The organism is Paenibacillus sp. FSL H7-0714 (assembly GCF_038003765.1).
In the GTDB taxonomy this organism is placed as follows: domain Bacteria; phylum Bacillota; class Bacilli; order Paenibacillales; family Paenibacillaceae; genus Paenibacillus_AQ.
Genome location: NZ_JBBOPT010000001.1, coordinates 4,576,122 through 4,593,129, shown reverse-complemented (window position 1 = coordinate 4,593,129; position 17,008 = coordinate 4,576,122). Strand labels below are relative to the sequence as shown.

General features: G+C 41.6%; 14 protein-coding genes. 11 read left to right on the top strand and 3 right to left on the bottom strand.

Annotated features, from left to right (window positions below; genetic code table 11):
* The first annotated feature begins 173 nt into the window (after positions 1-173).
* A complete protein-coding gene (locus NST34_RS20570; protein WP_341128672.1) occupies positions 174-1,610 on the top strand; it encodes an FAD-dependent oxidoreductase in 1,437 nt (478 codons plus the stop codon).
* Positions 1,611-1,704: 94 nt separating this feature from the next.
* Here the strand turns inward: NST34_RS20570 and NST34_RS20565 are convergent, their stop codons facing one another.
* From NST34_RS20565 to NST34_RS20555, 3 genes are all read right to left on the bottom strand, one after another.
* A complete protein-coding gene (locus NST34_RS20565; RefSeq protein WP_076299279.1) occupies positions 1,705-3,384 on the bottom strand; it encodes an ABC transporter substrate-binding protein in 1,680 nt (559 codons plus the stop codon).
* 105 nt (positions 3,385-3,489) lie between these two features.
* Positions 3,490-5,100: a response regulator transcription factor gene (locus NST34_RS20560; RefSeq protein ID WP_076299278.1), complete on the bottom strand. Its 1,611-nt coding sequence runs from the start codon at positions 5,098-5,100 to the stop codon at positions 3,490-3,492.
* A 4-nt stretch (positions 5,101-5,104) separates the two neighbouring features.
* Entirely contained in the window at positions 5,105-6,916 is a 1,812-nt protein-coding gene (locus tag NST34_RS20555; protein WP_341128671.1) for a sensor histidine kinase, read from the bottom strand.
* A 155-nt stretch (positions 6,917-7,071) separates the two neighbouring features.
* On the opposite strand from NST34_RS20555, the gene NST34_RS20550 reads away from it, so the two are divergent.
* The 10 genes from NST34_RS20550 (at position 7,072) to proC (ending at position 17,006) form a co-directional block, all read left to right on the top strand.
* The gene (locus tag NST34_RS20550) at positions 7,072-8,022 is read left to right on the top strand and encodes an ABC transporter permease (protein ID WP_042132288.1); all 951 of its coding nucleotides are present in this window, start codon (positions 7,072-7,074) and stop codon (positions 8,020-8,022) included.
* A 15-nt stretch (positions 8,023-8,037) separates the two neighbouring features.
* Entirely contained in the window at positions 8,038-8,910 is an 873-nt protein-coding gene (locus tag NST34_RS20545; RefSeq protein ID WP_076285371.1) for a carbohydrate ABC transporter permease, read from the top strand.
* A gap of 209 nt (positions 8,911-9,119) precedes the next feature.
* The gene (locus NST34_RS20540) at positions 9,120-10,472 is read left to right on the top strand and encodes a sodium-dependent transporter (RefSeq protein ID WP_076285372.1); all 1,353 of its coding nucleotides are present in this window, start codon (positions 9,120-9,122) and stop codon (positions 10,470-10,472) included.
* A 242-nt stretch (positions 10,473-10,714) separates the two neighbouring features.
* Positions 10,715-11,386, top strand: a complete 672-nt coding sequence (locus tag NST34_RS20535; protein WP_042189543.1) for a GntR family transcriptional regulator — start codon at positions 10,715-10,717, stop codon at positions 11,384-11,386.
* A 20-nt stretch (positions 11,387-11,406) separates the two neighbouring features.
* Positions 11,407-12,567 (top strand): amidohydrolase, encoded by a 1,161-nt coding sequence (locus tag NST34_RS20530; RefSeq protein WP_076299276.1) that lies wholly within the window; start codon positions 11,407-11,409, stop codon positions 12,565-12,567.
* Between the two features lie 46 nt (positions 12,568-12,613).
* Entirely contained in the window at positions 12,614-13,657 is a 1,044-nt protein-coding gene (locus NST34_RS20525) for a methionine ABC transporter ATP-binding protein (RefSeq protein ID WP_341128670.1), read from the top strand.
* On the top strand, positions 13,632-14,291 hold the full coding sequence (locus NST34_RS20520) for a methionine ABC transporter permease (RefSeq protein ID WP_042189536.1): 660 nt from the start codon (positions 13,632-13,634) through the stop codon (positions 14,289-14,291). The genes NST34_RS20525 and NST34_RS20520 overlap by 26 nt, the downstream gene beginning before the upstream one ends.
* A 31-nt stretch (positions 14,292-14,322) precedes the next feature.
* Complete coding sequence (locus NST34_RS20515) at positions 14,323-15,342, top strand: uroporphyrinogen decarboxylase family protein (protein ID WP_340971075.1); 1,020 nt, start codon at positions 14,323-14,325, stop codon at positions 15,340-15,342.
* Positions 15,343-15,353: 11 nt separating this feature from the next.
* Positions 15,354-16,181, top strand: coding sequence for a MetQ/NlpA family ABC transporter substrate-binding protein (locus tag NST34_RS20510; RefSeq protein WP_076299273.1), 828 nt, complete (start codon positions 15,354-15,356; stop codon positions 16,179-16,181).
* 18 nt (positions 16,182-16,199) lie between these two features.
* Positions 16,200-17,006 (top strand): pyrroline-5-carboxylate reductase, encoded by an 807-nt coding sequence (proC, locus tag NST34_RS20505; protein ID WP_340971073.1) that lies wholly within the window; start codon positions 16,200-16,202, stop codon positions 17,004-17,006.
* Positions 17,007-17,008: the final 2 nt, after the last annotated feature.

The window sequence follows — 17,008 nt, the reverse complement described above, 5'->3', positions numbered from 1 at the left end:
TCAACCCCACCTTTATTCATGACCTTATTTTATTCTATTTTACCAGAGGGAATCATGCATTATGCTTTCGATTATCTACTTTTTTAAAACACCGAGTAAGCTCATTAAAACAAATGAAGAAGCCGATAGATAATAGGATGCTTTCAATAAAAAACAGGGAGAATTATTATAAGATGCTAAAAAAGAGAAAAAAAGGTTATTTTGTATTTGGTCTTCTGATTACGGCATTTATTATGGCTTATGGAAGCTTAGATCCACAAGTAGCGGTAGCTCAGACAAGCGTTCCAACTACAGCAGCAAGTTATGATGTTGTTGTCATTGGCAGCGAGATTCAAGGTGTTTTACTGGCCAGAGAGGCCAAGAACTTGGGCTTAAAAGTGATGATTTTAGATCCTCGAAGTAAGCCAGGCGGTGAATTGATTCAAGGGCAGATGTTTTTTCTGGATGATGTGAACGACAATAAGAAGCGAAGTCTCGTGCAAGGGGAGATTAAAAATCTGTTCACAGCTTATAAGGCTGGATCTATACGTAAAAAGGAAGATTTCGAGAAATATTTCAACAAAGTAATTAAAGGGATTCCTTTAAAAAGTGGAATTGTCATTGATGCCGTTGCTACTGTTCCATCAAATAAAGATAAGGCACTAAAGACTCTTACATATCATACAAAGGATGGCACCCAAACTACTATACAGTCTAAATACTGGGTTGAAAATACAGATTTTAATGCGCTTAGCAGCCACTTGCAGGTTAAACGAATTCCAGGTATGGAGAGCATTTATAAGGGGAAACAAGCGGATTATATGGCGGCCACTTATATGTTGAATTTCAAAAATGTAGACTGGAACCGACTGCATCAAGCCATTCTGGAAGATTATCCATTAACAAATGTTCGTAACAAATATGGCCCTAACACCTACGTCGATTGGAATTTCGCCACAGGGTTCAGCAATATTACCAATAAGTACAAAGCGGATAACAGTGATCTTAAGCTTCGTGGACTGAATGCAACGTACCAGAAAAATGGACAGGTTATTATAAACGGACTCCTTATTTATAACGTGAATCCTGCTGATCCGAAGTCTGTTCAATCTGCGATTACAAAGGCTCGAGCCGCAGCCCCTAGTATATTAGCTTTTTTACGCAGCAATATACCTGGATTCTCCAAAGCAGAGCTTAATGGATTTCCTGAGTATCTTTATATTCGCGATTATAACCGTCATGAGACTAATTATGTGCTTGAATATTCTGATCTAATGAATGGGACGATGTTCTGGGATAATGTCAGTATTGGCGGTTATTCCATCGATCTTCAAGGAACTAAAACGATTCCTACCGGAATTGGCTTTGGTAAACCGGACCGTTATGGATTGCCTTTACGCTCTTTTGAATTGAAATCGTATGACAATGTTCTAGTAGTAGGAAAAAATGTAGGAGCTAATATTAAGGCTTACGGTAGCGCCCGTATCATGCCAACGACAGCTCTGGCGGCACAGACCATCGGGATTATCCTTGGTAAGGAGAGTAAGCGATTAGCGGATCTAAATCCTGCTGATTTTGAGCGGATTCATAAATATCTGGAAAAGGATTATAAGATTATACTGAAGAAATAAATGTAGATTAGAGATTGAAAGTTAATACGGTTTATACAAAAACAAGCCGGAGCGAATGAATCACGCTCCGGCTTATTTCTATATTTGTTAAAGCTTATTGCGCGGAAACAGACTTGAACCATTCGTTAACTTCTTTAGTGATTTGGTCACCGCCATTGGATTTCCAATTGGCAACGAATTGGTCAAAGGAATCTACTGGCAGTTTGCCGTAAATAATTTTGTTGAAAGTTTCCATTTCGGACTGACGAAGCAGGTTCCATTTGGAAACCATTGTTGGTGTAGCAGCACCAGTAAAGTAGTTTTGTTTACGAACGTCTAGTTGTGACATAACCACTTTTCCTGCCGCCCAGTTTTCTGGTTTACGGAACTCTGCCATTTGTTTTTCATAAGGTGTTACAGGTGTCTCGCCGTCAGCAAGTTTAACCAAAGTCTTCATAAACAGATCAGGAATACGGGCCGGACCTGTTAAGAATGGGAATTCATTGGAGAAGTCTTTAATCTTGTCTTTATCACTTGTTGGTTCTCCATCAATCATATCCCAGTCGTAACCTTTAGCAAAGCCATATTCATATTGACTGCCTGCAGCAGGGTTAGCTAAGTTATCAAGCAAGTAGTTATAGTACAAGAAAATAGCTTCTGGATGCTTAGCATCCTTGTTAATCATGATACTAGCATTTACACCGGAATTCTGCCATTTGGTTCCAATCAAACCATCTGGTCCTGCTGGAACCGGATAACCTTTAATCTTCGCTCCAGGTACATTCTTCATAAGATCGGGAGCAGGCCAGTCTGGAACCCAGTTGGCGCCTGGCAGAATACCAGCTGCACCTTTCGTGAAGCTCTCAGCGGATTTACCTTCATCCCAAAGGGCGGAGTCCGTGTGAATATATCCTTTATCCATCCATTCGCTAAGCTTTGCGAGTGCTTGCTTAGCACCTGGGTTAATGGAACCATATTCAAGATTGCCATCTTTATCTTTGTTCCATTGTTCCTCAATTGTACCGTATGCCCCGAATAACCAGTCTAGTTGGCCCATCCAGGTATTTGTGTTGTTTTTCAAAGAAATTGCAAGCGGGTACACATCTTTAGGCGCTAAGCCATCAGGGTTTTCGTTCTTAAATTTGTCCATGATGTTCTCAAGATCGGCGATGGTCTTAGGCGCTTCCAGCTTCAGCTTTTCCATCCAATCTTCACGTAACCACAAGAGCGTATCATCATTGTCGGTATATTCAAGGATCGGCAGATTATATTTCTTACCGTCTTTAGTGAATGGGTACCAAAGTTCTGGATGTGCTGCAACGTGATCTTTCAGAATTTTGTTTGCATACTTATCAAACAACTCATCGATAGCGATGAACTGACCGGAATCAATAAGCTGATTGGTCAATACTGCGTTAGTTGGTGCAAAAACGAAATCAGGAAGCTTTTCGCCGGAAGCAATGGCAAGTTGAAGCTTTTGTCTGTATTGATCGTCATTTGCAGGATACCAAGTATCTTTATGCTTCATACCCAATGTTTCAAGCATCCAGCGATCGTGAACGTTGTTTTCTTTGGTATCACCTTGAACATACTTCTTAGGCATCAATACGGCACTGAACTCGATCGGTGGATCGTATTTGCCTTTTGCGAAAGCAGCATCTGCTTCGGATTGGGTATTATTGGTAGCGTTACCATTTTTGGCATTCTCATTAGATGTGCCGCTACTGCCACATGCTGTGAGAGTGATAAGTGCTGTGACCGTGAGAAGCGACCACATTTTCTTGAACTTGATCATTCTTTAATTCCCCCTACTGTGTATGATCTTTACAAGTGTAACTTTAACAACTTGTCGGGGATGTCATCTATATGAGATTTTTAGTTTCGATAGGACTCTATCATGTTATTTGTTAGTATCTCTATATTCCTGCGGCGTTACCCCAAACTGCCGTTTGAATACTTTGATAAAATAAGCAGGGTCCATATATCCAATTTCCATGCTGATTTCATAGACTTTTTTATTGGTGGTCTTCAGCTTATGACAGGCACGATCCATCCGCAAGCGCGAGATATAATCGCTAATGCCTTCACCTGTTTCAATCTTATAAATTTTTGATAAATGGGTCGGATGGAGATTTACATGGTCAGCCAGAACACGTAATGATACATCATCATGCAAGTTCTTATCCGTATAATCTTGAATTTTCTTTACATACTCGGAACGTATGTCTTTGATTTCGTTGGATGTGCCTTCTTTTAGATTGGCTAGAACACTTAGCGACCATTTTCTTAGTTTACTAATGCTGGTAAAAGCATCCCCACTTTGCAACGCTTCTATATCGGTCCCCATTAAGTTTGCTAGCGTATGACCATTGCGATGTGCAAGATTCGTGAAAGAAGCAGTAATTAAAAAGCCAGCCTCCATGCAATGCTCCCACGATTCAGACCATTTCTCATCCAGTTCGGCACAGACGGCAAGCAATTTCTCTTCAGCCGCATCCCAATGTCCACTCTCCAGTAGATGAATCAAAGAGGGTGGGGTATAAAGAGCGTCTAAAGGCCCTTGTGTTGAGGGAAGCTCCAAGTCACTGACCCGCATAATGAATTCTCGCTCATCTCCGACAATTTGGCGGAAAGAGGAGGAGGCCTGATGAAAACGATTCGACAGCTGCTCAGGAAACTTGAACCACTCCGTGATTACAATGGATAGTGAGCCTTTCAGAAATTGCTTGACCTTATATTGAAGTTGTAAAGAAAGCTTCTCTAATATGGATTCTTTTCCAAGGTCAGTTCCTTGTTCTTTAAGCTGGAGCAGAAACACAAGATATCCATGTTCCTCTTTAACGCCCCAGACTTCCATAAATTCTCCCATAATCTCTTCAGCCATATTAATAATCGCATATTCAATCAAGGTTTGATCGGTATTATCAAATTCTCTGAATTCTTCTTCCATTCGTACCAGCATCAATGCGGATTCTCCGGATTGGAAGGGCAGATCGTAACTCACGAGCTTCCGTTCCCATTCACCGGCTTGAAAACGATGACCTTGTAAAGCATCCAGTAGCAAGCGCCCCCGTAAAACAGGGAGGTTCTCCCTGAGGGTAAACTGGGTTCGTTTAAGAGAACTTATAAGCTCCCATTCAGCATTCAATTGATTGATCGCATTTTTGACTGCTCCGAGTAATTCATCATCAGTCGGCGGTTTAAGCAAGTAATCCACGGTCTTGTTCTGAAGTGCTTTTTTGGCATAATCGAATTCTGAATGGCCGGATAATATAATACATTTAATTTTTTTGTTATGTTTTCTTATCCGCTCTATCAATTCGATTCCCGTCATTTCTGGCATTTGAATATCTGAGATTACTATATCAATGGGATGCGTATCGATAATTTGTAGCGCTTCACGTGCGGAATAAGCTTTATGCACATGTTCAATTCCTAGCGTATGCCAGGGTTTAGTCATGGAAAGATTATCTACCCAGTGTGCTTCGTCGTCTACTATGATCATCTGCATGTTGTTAGTCTCCTTGATGTTCCTTTAATTTATAACTATCATCCTCAGTTGGGATTTCCCAGATAATTTCTGTTCGGAATCCACCGAGAGGGGATGGCTTGAAGGTAAGACTTGAATGATTGCCGAACAGGTGAATGATCCGCTGATTTGTATTCCAAAGACCACAACCCATTTCCTCCTGCAAAGGCTCCTGCATTTTACAGTTTAATGCTTCTAGCTGATCCGGATTCAGGCCAGGACCATCGTCATCGATATAAATTCTACAGAAGCCGTTTGACTTCTCACCACTAATCTTGATCTCACCTGATGAATAGGACTTCGCTACTCCATGAATCACAGAATTCTCCACCATAGGTTGAAGCATTAGGCGAGGTACAGATTGGCTAAGCATATCCTCAGGAATATCAATATGATAATCAATTCTGCCATTGCGCAGTTTCTGGATATCTAAATAGTTGACCAAGAGCTTGATTTCTTCCTCCAAAGAAGCCGTCTCCCGTTCCATCCGGGTGGTATAACGATAGTAAGCACTTAGATTATAAGCCATTGAGACGACTGCGTCCTCATCTTTCATCTGGGCCATATTGATAATATAACCAAGACAGTTATAGAGAAAATGCGGGTTAATTTGTGCTTGGAGCTGCTTCAGGGTAGCTTCTCGAGCACGGATCTTTTCATTAAATACATTTTCTATCAGGTCTTGAATTTGATGGGACATATCGTTAAAACGACGGAACAGAAACGAAAACTCATTTTGCTCATTGCTATGAAGCCGTACGGAGTAATCACCTTGCTGTACGCGCTGTAAACCACTGACTAGTTTTTTAATCGGATATTGAACGTTTCTATACAGCAGAATGGAAGAGGATACTCCCACAACAAACAGCAGAATCATTGTGATATAGAATAAATCTCGACTAAGAGAAATCGGTTTGAGAATTTGATAAAGGGGGACAACATCTACTAAATGCCAATCCAAAGAGGCTGATTTCACAGAACTGACCAAATAGTTCTTCCCATTTAGCTTCACTACATCCTGAGTTGTATTCTCCGGAGAGTGATTATCCAGGTAATTAACTAGTTCGTCGGATAGCTGCTTGTCCGCGCTACGGTTGAGGATCGGTTTCTCCCCTTTGTGATAGAAGAACGGATCGCCTTGCCCACCTGCTTTGTACGAATCGAGCATGTTCTGAATGTTCGTATAACTGAAGCTGGCTTCAATGACTAGGCTACTTCCTGTTAACGTCCCCGGCTGAGCTAAGGAATCCGTTAAGAACCAGTAAAAGGATTTTAAATCGCCTTGAGATTCCACACCATGATCACCATACGTCCATCTTCCGCTCATATTTGCTTTTAAATAATCCTCATCATACCCGATGGGTCTGTCGTAATTGGCGATGACATCTTTATTCTGCTGTGAATGAACGGCGTATCTGGTCGGCCAAATATCTGTAACCCCAGCTTGAAGCACCATCTTTTCCTGGAGGATATATCTGGTCTGCATCTGATCATATCGATCTTCCCATACATTTAGTCCATTGAATGCCCTGACGTTGGGATCTCTTGAAAGAATAAGGGTGAAGTCCATCATCTGATTAATTCGAGAATCGATCTGATTGGATAAAAAAGTGAGTTGTTTCGTATTGGACGTCTGCAACTCTTTGCCTACAACCTCGAAGGTGACGTTATTTGAAAAGGTATACATGATAATGATGGGAATGAATAGGAGTATGATCAAGCTGTTTATTTTGGCAAACAGACTAAATCGAGATTGTAAGTTTCCTCTAAGTATTGTAAAGCGCTTCCATAAATTCATAAATGCCCCTCCAGATGTTGTCCTAATAAAACCCTATCAAGCCTAACAATGTTATATAGTCAAACCTGAGAAACGCCTGATACTATTTATAGCAGAGATCCCCATCACACACAAAATATTTTTTTTGGGAACAGGAGAGAGCTATGGAGGCTAATATGGAGGTTAACTCGATACCACAGGCGAGCCTAGAAAGTCAGCCGAGTAAAAAAAGAAAAAAAGGCTTTAATCAACCATGGATTCTCCATTTTATGGTGTTGCCAGCGGCAATCATGGTTTTTATTTTTTCTTATATTCCGATGTCCGGAATTCTTATGGCATTTCAAGACTATAAACCTGCACTAGGTTTTTTTGATTCCGAGTGGGTCGGACTTAAGCATTTCAGGTACATGTGGGAGAATGATTATTTCCTGTCCATTACGTGGAATACGTTGTTTTTTGCTTGCTCTAAAATTGTTTTGAACTTGATTATTCCGTTTATCTTCGCCTTATTGCTTAATGAGGTAAGAAGAATGGGCCTTAAAAGAACTATTCAAACACTCGTTTATCTTCCGCACTTTCTGTCTTGGGTTACACTTTCAGGGATTCTCATTGATATCCTTGCTCAGACAGGTATTGTCAATCAATTCCTCACATCTGTATTCGGCATCAAGCCGATTTTCTTCCTAGGAGACGGCAACTGGTTCAGGTTCACTATCATTGCTAGTGATGTTTGGAAAGAGTTTGGTTTCAATACGATTATCTTTTTAGCGGCACTTTCGGGTATCAATCCATCACTTTATGAAGCTGCTGAAGTGGATGGGGCGGGGCGTTGGAAACAAACGATGTATATCACAATTCCTGCGTTAATCCCAATCGCTATCGTAATCGCCACCTTGGCACTGGGTAATGTGCTCAACGCAAACTTTGACCAGATCTTTAACTTGTACAGTCCATTGATCTATCAGCAGGGAGATATCATTGATACTTTCGTGTATAGAGAAGGTCTACTAAGCGGACAGTTCAGTTTCGCAACCGCAGTTAATCTATTCAAATCGTTAATTAGCTTAGTCTTAATCGTAGTCTCTTACCGACTTGCTTATAGATTTGCAGGGTACAGAATTTTCTAGAAAGGATGACAACTGATGTACCATAAAACAATTCCATATCGAATATTCAGTATTATCAATAATGTGTGCTTGACTATCCTTTCCGTGCTCTGCCTGCTACCTTTGTACCACTTACTCATGGTATCTCTTAGTGCATCCGCACCTGCTAATGCTGGATTAGTCACATTCTGGCCGATTGGCTTTACCTTTGAAGCCTATGCAAAGACGTTTAATAATGTCAATTTCCTTAACTCCTTGTGGGTGTCTGTGGAACGGACAATACTCGGAACAGGACTTGCGCTGGTGGTAAATACGGTTGCAGCTTATGCGCTGTCTAAGGAAACAAGAGTCTTTCGTGCTAGAAACGTCTATCTTTGGTATTTTGTTGTCACCATGCTGTTCAGCGGTGGTCTGATACCGGGTTACATTCTAATTCTGAAGCTTGGTCTTATGAATTCATTGATGGCACTTATTCTTCCTGGATTAGTTGCTGTATTTAACATCATTTTACTTCTGAATTTCTTCCGTACCGTACCTAAAGATCTTGAGGAAGCAGCTTTTATTGATGGGGCAGGACACTTTCAGACCTTTGTGAAAATATATTTACCGGTCTCCTTACCTGTTATTGCAACCGTCTCTCTATTCCTTATGGTAGGACACTGGAACGCTTATTTTGACGGTATTATTTATATCAGAGATGCAGACAAGCTTCCGCTAGCGACGTTTATGCAGACGATTATCGTTCAAGCAGATATGTCTAAGCTTGATCCGGCAGCCGTTGCTAATTTATCACAACGAACCATCCGGGCCTCGCAGATTTTTATAAGTGCTTTGCCAATTCTATTGGTTTATCCTTTCCTGCAACGTTTCTTTGTAACTGGGATTGTGGTAGGTGCTGTAAAAGAATAATCTCTTTTTAGAAAAAGAGTTTGAAGAAGGAGCTACGGTTCTAGTCCAAGACTAGAACCGTAGCTCTTTTTTTATTTAGATGGATTTCATGGCTAAACTGGATAATTATTGAAAACAATAAAAATATTCAGAAAATTTTCATATGACGATCAAGCTAACATAGGCTATAATGAGGTCTAAAAAAGAAAAAAAGAAAACGGGGCATAAGAATGAATCAATTTAAAGGTGAAAAAAATCTTCTCACAGAGAAGAAGGAGCGGTTCTCTTCCGCCGGCTTTATTTTCGCAGCTATCGGGAGCTCAGTAGGACTGGGGAACATGTGGAAATTTCCGTATATCACTGGGGAAAATGGGGGAGCGGCTTTCTTCCTTCTTTTCATTGTATGTTTAGTGTTGATCGGTTTACCCGTATTGTTGGCAGAGTTGGCCATCGGTCGTAGCGGACGTGGAAGCGCGGCTACTGCATTTGTACGAGCCGGAGGCGGGAAGAACTGGATGGCAGTCGGATTTCTGCAAGTCCTTGCACCATTTTTAATTCTTTCCTTTTATATCATTGTTGCAGGATGGACGTTGAACTACGCAATGATTGCCTTCAATGGACAATTGTTCAGTTCCAGTAATTATGCAGGTGAATTCAGCTCCTTTATATCTGGACCTATGCCAATTGTTTGGCAGGGGATAGCAATCCTTATAACGGCGGGTGTTGTTATTCTTGGAGTATCAGGCGGGATAGAGAAATTTAATAAGGTATTGATTCCTGGTCTGGTTGTTCTCCTAATTGTATTGATGATTCGTGCGGTTACCTTACCAGGTGCAAACGAAGGAGTAGCCTTTTTCCTAAAACCAGACTTTTCGGTGCTGACGGCGGAATCTGCGCTAGTCGCATTGGGACATGCTTTCTTTTCATTGTCGCTTGGGATGGGAATTCTCCTGACTTACGGCTCTTATGTGGATAAAAAACAATCGCTAGGAACTGCTGCACTCGCAGTCGGGGCAGGAGATTTGTTATATGCGTTTATCGCAGGATTGATTATTTTTCCGACGACATTCTCATTTGGCATTGCTCCTGATCAAGGTCCTTCGCTAATTTTCATTGCTTTGCCAGCAGCTTTCTCAGCAATGCCATTTGGTGCATTCTTTGGTGGTTTGTTCTTTATCTTGCTGGCGATTGCCGCTTTAACTTCTGCCGTATCTCTGCTTGAGGTGCCTGTATCTTTCGCGATGGAGCGCTGGAATTGGAGCCGGAAACGTTCAGTTTGGATTTTGTCATTAGTATGTTTCCTCCTCAGTATTCCTTCGGCGATGTCACTGGGAATGGTCCCTGAGCTATCGTTTGGCGGCAAAGCGTTGTTCGATTGGGTGGATTTTGTAACTTCTAACATTATGTTGCCACTAGGCGGTCTGTTGGTTACCATCTTTGCCGGTTATTTCTGGAAAGGGGCAGCAGAAGCGGCTGGGCTTAAGGCAGGTTGGTTCCGCGTTTGGTTATTTATGCTCCGGTATGTTGCGCCGATTCTGGTGTTCTTGGTATTGCTTCATACTTCAGGGATTATTAAATTTTAATTTAATTCAATTTCTAAAAAATCATCAAAAAAAGCTCTACGACCCTTGTGGTTGTAGAGTTTTTTTTGATATTGAAGATAAATACATTATTCCTCTAAATCCTACTTGACTAGGTGGATTAATTGGAATATAGTATAAAAAAGATTGAACGAATCAATTCAAAACTAATAATTGTATACAATTATACAAATATATTGTTGAGGCTCTTGCCCGACAGATTATCGATGAGGAGCTACATAAATATGGCGATACGATCACGGAGGTTGTCAAAGGATAATACCTATGATGCATTAAAACAAAAAATTATTGATAGTGAATTAGAGCCGAATCAACCTGTACATGAAGAAAATTTGGCAGCGTTACTAGGGGTTAGTCGTACTCCACTAAGAGAGGCAATACAGAGATTGGAGAACGAGGATTTTCTCATTCGACAGCCAAATGGAAGACTGCGGGTGGCTTCTGTGACACTCAAAGAGGTTGAAGAAATATTCCAAATTCGCAGCATGCTTGAAGGCTATATCGCAAGAAATGCAGCTAAGCATGCTACAGAGAACGATATTGTTAATTTAACGACGATGATTACAAAAATGAAACACTCCTTCCAACTTGGCGACAATCAGAATTTTGTAACCTATGGATTTGAGTTCCATGATTATTTATCAGAAATCAGTGAACTAAAAACATTCGAGAAAGTTCTGAATCAATTAAGAGATCATTCCCTTCGCTATTGTCGATTCGTCTCCATGCATGGAGATTGGAATACACAGGCGGATGAAGAACATGATCTTATCTTGCAAATGATCGCTGACCACAATGAAGATGGCGCTGAAAAAGCAATGCGAGATCATATTTTAAGCAGTCTAGCTACTGCACTTGACCGGATTAAAGGTATTGAAGAAAAGTTGGAAGCATAAAGAAAGGGGAGCACTTTACTATGAATATACTTAATGAGGTTGATCAAGCATTAGCGAATCAATTAATTGATGTTCGTAGAAACCTACATAGAGAGCCTGAATTAGCTTATGAAGAATTTAAGACCACAGAGAAATTACGGGAATGGCTGACCCATGCCAATATTCATATTCTAGACCTTCCTTTACAAACCGGACTTATCGCAGAGATCGGACAAGGTAATGGACCTGTTGTAGCTATTCGCTGTGATATTGATGCACTTCCGATAGAGGAACAGACTGGATTATCTTTTGCTTCTGAGATTCCTGGAAAAATGCATGCTTGTGGGCACGATTTTCACACGGCTACGATTCTAGGAGCTGCCTTATTGTTAAAGGCACGTGAAAGTGAATTGCCTGGCAAGGTTAGAGTATTGTTCCAACCAGCAGAAGAAACAGGGCATGGAGCGGAGAGTGTCTTAGCATCAGGAGGACTCAAGGGTGTTGACGCTATATTCGGTTTACATAATTCACCAGACCTGCCTACAGGAGCTTTTGGAACAAGAACAGGAGCTTTAACAGCAGGTGTTGATCGGTTTGAAATTACGATAAAAGGTGTCGGCGCTCATGCTGCTTATCCTGAAAAAGGTGTGGATTCCATTGTCACTGCGGCTCAGATCATTACCTCGCTACAAACCATCGTAAGCCGTCAAAACAGTACCACTGAACCGGTTGTGTTAAGTGTCACCAGAATTAATGGGGGCTTCACATGGAATGTCCTACCGGAAAAAGTGGAATTAGAAGGTACGGTGCGAACTTACAATGAAGAGATTCGTCGCCAGATTCCAATCCAAATGACCCGAATCATCGAAGGAATTGCTGCAGCTGCTGGAGCAGAGGCTAAGCTACATTGGTATCCAGGACCACCAGCAACGATTAATCATGGCGAATGGGCTGACTTTACCAAAGAGGTCGCTTCAGATGCCGGATATATAGTACATGATATCCCTCCGCAAATGGGAGGAGAAGATTTCTCTTTTTATTTACAACAGATACCGGGTGCTTTTGTAAATATAGGATCAGGCCCAGCCTATGCTTTACATCACCCTCAGTTCGATGTGGATGAAGCTGCGATTTTACCCGCTGCGAAGTACTTCGCTTTATTGGCAGAACAAGCGCTGGTGAAGCTACAAGTCAAAGCTTAATTAATCTCCTAGACCTAAATCCTAAAGATGATTGAGAGGAATGTATATGATTGAACTAAAACAGGTTTCCAAAACGTTCACTCGGAAAGGAATCACGATTGATGCGCTTAAAGGGATCGATTTAAAGGTCGATAAAGGCGATATCTTTGGCGTTATCGGCTATAGTGGTGCGGGGAAAAGTACATTAATTCGTTTAGTCAATTATTTGGAAAGACCTACTGAAGGACAGGTCTTCGTTGCTGGGCGTGATTTAGGAACCTATAACGATAAAGAGTTACGGGCGGCTAAGAAGAATATCGGCATGATTTTTCAACATTTTAATCTATTAGAATCTAAAAAAGTATTTGATAATGTAGCGATTCCTCTTGTTCTCTTAAAAAAGAATAAGAATGAAATCCGCCAGCGTGTACAAGAGTTGCTAGAGTTTGTTGGATTAAGTGACAAAGCAGGGAGTTTCCCTAGTGAATTGTCAGGTGGACAGAAGCAGCGGGTCGGGATTGCCAGAGCGCTTGCCTCGAATCCATCCATCCTATTATGTGATGAAGCGACTTCTGCCTTAGATCCACAGACAACACATTCTATTTTACAGCTATTAAAAAAAATCAATGCAGAGTACAACATTACTGTGATGATCATTACACATGAAATGTCTGTCATTCAAGAGATTTGCAACAAGGTGGCGGTGATGGAAGAGGGCCGAATTATTGAGCAAGGAAGCGTTCTGGATGTATTCGGTAGTCCGAAGCATAAGACGACACAGAATTTTGTGAAGACGGTTATTCAAAATAGCATTACGCCAAGCGTCCAAAAATCCATCAAAACAGAACCCGGAAGTGTCCTTTATAAACTTAATTTTGTTGGAGAAAGCGCCTCTGAGCCTATCCTGTTCGAGATGATTCGATCCTTCGATATGAAGGTCAATATTTTATTTGCGAACACGACCGAGATTCAGGAAACGACACTGGGTACAGTAATTATTCAATGCAGTGGAGATACAGCTGAGATTAACAGAGCGTTATCTTTCTTAAAACGTCATGGAGTCGGTGTAGAGGAGGTAGAATCTAATGTTTTCGACCACATTAACAGGTGATCAATTTCTGCAGGCGATTATTGAAACGATTCAGATGGTTGGCGTCTCCTTGTTTGTTGGTTCTTTGATAGGGATACCCTTTGGTATATTGCTTGTAATCACTCGTCCTGGTGGGGTTTTGGAGAACAAAGCGCTTTACGCCATACTAAATCCGATCATCAACATTATACGCTCTCTGCCTTTTATTATTTTACTTGTAGCGATTGTACCTTTCACACGTTTGATTGTTCATACTTCGATTGGGACAAGCGCAGCGATCGTACCTTTAATTATCTACATCGCACCTTATATTGGCCGTTTAGTAGAGAACTCCTTGCTTGAAGTGAACCCGGGAATTCTCGAAGCTGCTGAAGCGATGGGTGCTACGCCATTTCAAGTGATTTGGTACTTTTTGTTGCCAGAGGCGGTTGGATCATTAATTCTGTCTTTGACAACGGCAACGATCGGGTTGATCGGTGCAACTGCAATGGCTGGAACGGTAGGGGGCGGCGGTGTCGGCGACTTGGCGATTGTATATGGATACCAACGTTTTGACACGGTTGTAGTCGTAGCCACTGTGGTTATTCTCATTATTTTAGTGCAAGGCATTCAATCTTTAGGCAACACGCTAGCAAGAAAAATTCGCCGTTATTAGTCATTACATATTCCGGGAGGGAGTTTGGCAGATGAGTGAATGGAGCAAGCAAGATCGATTTAAAGCGATATTATCTGGAGAAAAGGCAGATCGCCCAATTGTAAGTGGTTGGCGGCATTTTATCGACAAAGAACAAACTGCAGATGATTTAGCGCAAACTACGATTTCTTTTACGAAACAATATGATTGGGACTGGGTCAAGATCAATCCTAGAGCAACTTATTTGGCGGAAGCTTGGGGCAATCAATATGATTTTACGGATTATCAGACTGTATTTCCAAGGCAGCAAACAACAGCAATTCCATCAGCGGTTAATCTATGGGATATCGAAGTTAAAGAGGCGGTGCATACAGCTTCCTTGGCAGAACACTTAGAGGGTGTTAGAAAAATTCGGCAAGGACTACCTGATACCCCACTAATCCAAACGGTATTCTCACCATTGACTGTATTGCTATTTATTGTAGGACGTTCTGCTTATGTTACAAAAACAGTGTTTGGCATTGAGCATCCAGTAACTTTGCAGTCGTTATTTAAGGAGCATCGTGCGGCAGCGCACCATGCATTACATGCGATTTCATTAACCTTAGCCGATTATGTACAAGAGCTGCAGCAAGTGGGTTCTGACGGTTTGTTCTACGCTGTGACAGGCACCGCTCACCCAGGATTATTTGATGAAGCCATGTTTGACGAGTTCTCCAGACCTTATGACTCTATTGTCTTAGAAGCTGCAAGCTACGGCAAAAACATTCTTCATACTTGTGGGGCTTATGCCCAGCCTGAGAAATTTAATGATTATCGAATTGATGGGATCAGCTGGGATACTGTAGCCGAGGGGAACCCTGGTTTAGAGGCGGATCTTAAAGCTACTAAAGTAGGTGGCGTCGATCATGGGCTGTTCGCTGTAAACGATATCGCACAAATTAAGCAGCAGGCTAAAGAAGCACTGACATTAATGAAAGACCAGCCTTTTATTCTTTCTCCAAATTGCGCTATCCCGCTTAATGTGACGGATGAGGCGTTAGCACAACTAAAACAATCTATATTTGAATAGGAGATGAAGTTATGAAAAAGTTGATAGTAGTGTTGATGATAGGGGTTCTAGCGGTGTTGACGGCTTGCGGGAATAGTCAATCCGATAATTCTGGAGATAAGAAGAAGCTTACCATTGGATTTGGTGTGGGAACCTATGAGGAGCAATTCCGCCAATCGATCCTTCCGATCCTAGAGAAACAAGGCTATAGCGTTGAAATTAAGTCCTTTTCTCAAAACATGCAGGTCAATCCTGCGATGAAGGAAGGCTCCATTGACGCAAGTATCTTCCAAAGCACAGCATACATGGAGGCAATTAACAAAGAAATCAAAGCAGACATGGTAGGAATTGCTTATGCGCCTGGTGCACCACAAGGTCTTTATTCCGTAAATCATACTACACTTGACGATGTTAAAGATGGTACAACCGTAGCTGTTCCGAATGATCCGGTGAACCAAGAGCGTGCACTTCGTATCCTGGAAGAATTGGGTTGGATCAAGATTAAAGATGGCGCAGGCGTAGCTGATTTTAACATCAACAGCATGGAACCGGATAAATATAACATTGATATTAAAATATTGGACCCTGCTCAAATCCTAGTTTCACTGCAAGATGTTGATTACGGCGTTGTAAACGGGAATTATATTGCTAATTCAGACAGAAAGATTACGGATGCCTTGAAAATCGAAAATACGCCTATGGAACACAGAATTATCGTATCGGTTAATAAAAAGGATGAAAATACACAGTGGGCGAAAGACTTGAAAGCAGCTTATGAATCTAAAGAGTTCGAAGAATATATTCGTGGAATAGAGAAATATGATGGTTTCATTCTGCCTGAAGCATGGGACAACAATTAAGTAAGGAAGTGAACGCAAGTGACACAAGAAAAGATTCATTTTATCGGTGGAGGACAGATGGCGGAAGCGATCATTCGCGCATGTATATCCAACAACACCCTGTCGGTAGATCAAATTAGTGTATCTGACATTAATGAAGCTCGTCTTCAGTTTTTGAGTACCAAATACGGAATAGATACGAAGAGCTCACAGGAGCAAAGCCTATCTACTGCAGATCTGATTGTGGTTGCGGTGCGTCCACAGGATGATTTAACTACACTTGGACAAATCGTACAACAATTCGCTTCACCTACCGCAGTCATCGTATCGATTGTGGCAGGTGTGACGAATGTCCAATTAGCTGGTTATTTTGGAGCTGAGAGGTCCATTATCCGTGTCATTCCAAATACATTGACGGATACAGGCTACGGATATAGCGGTGTAGCATTAAATGCTTACGCTAGCCGTGATCAAGTGGAGCATTTCTTACTCGGATTTGGTAAAGTGCAATATCTGGATGAGACATTAATGGATATTTTCACTGGATTTGGTGTGGCTGGCCCCAACTATATTTATTATTTCATTGAGTCTTTTGTAGATGCAGGTGTGCTTGCCGGATTGCCGCGTGAGCAAGCCTGGAATGTTGCACTGGAGAATATGATGGGATCGGTAGCTATGCTGCAGCAGACAGGGCTGCATCCAAGACAACTGCTAGATATTAATAATTCACCTGGCGGAGTTGGGATGCATGGCTTGTACGAATTAAATAACAGTGATTTCGCAGCAGGTCTGCAAAGAAGTGTTCTGGCAGCTGTGAAGCGTACTACTGAGCTAGGAGTGAAGTAATC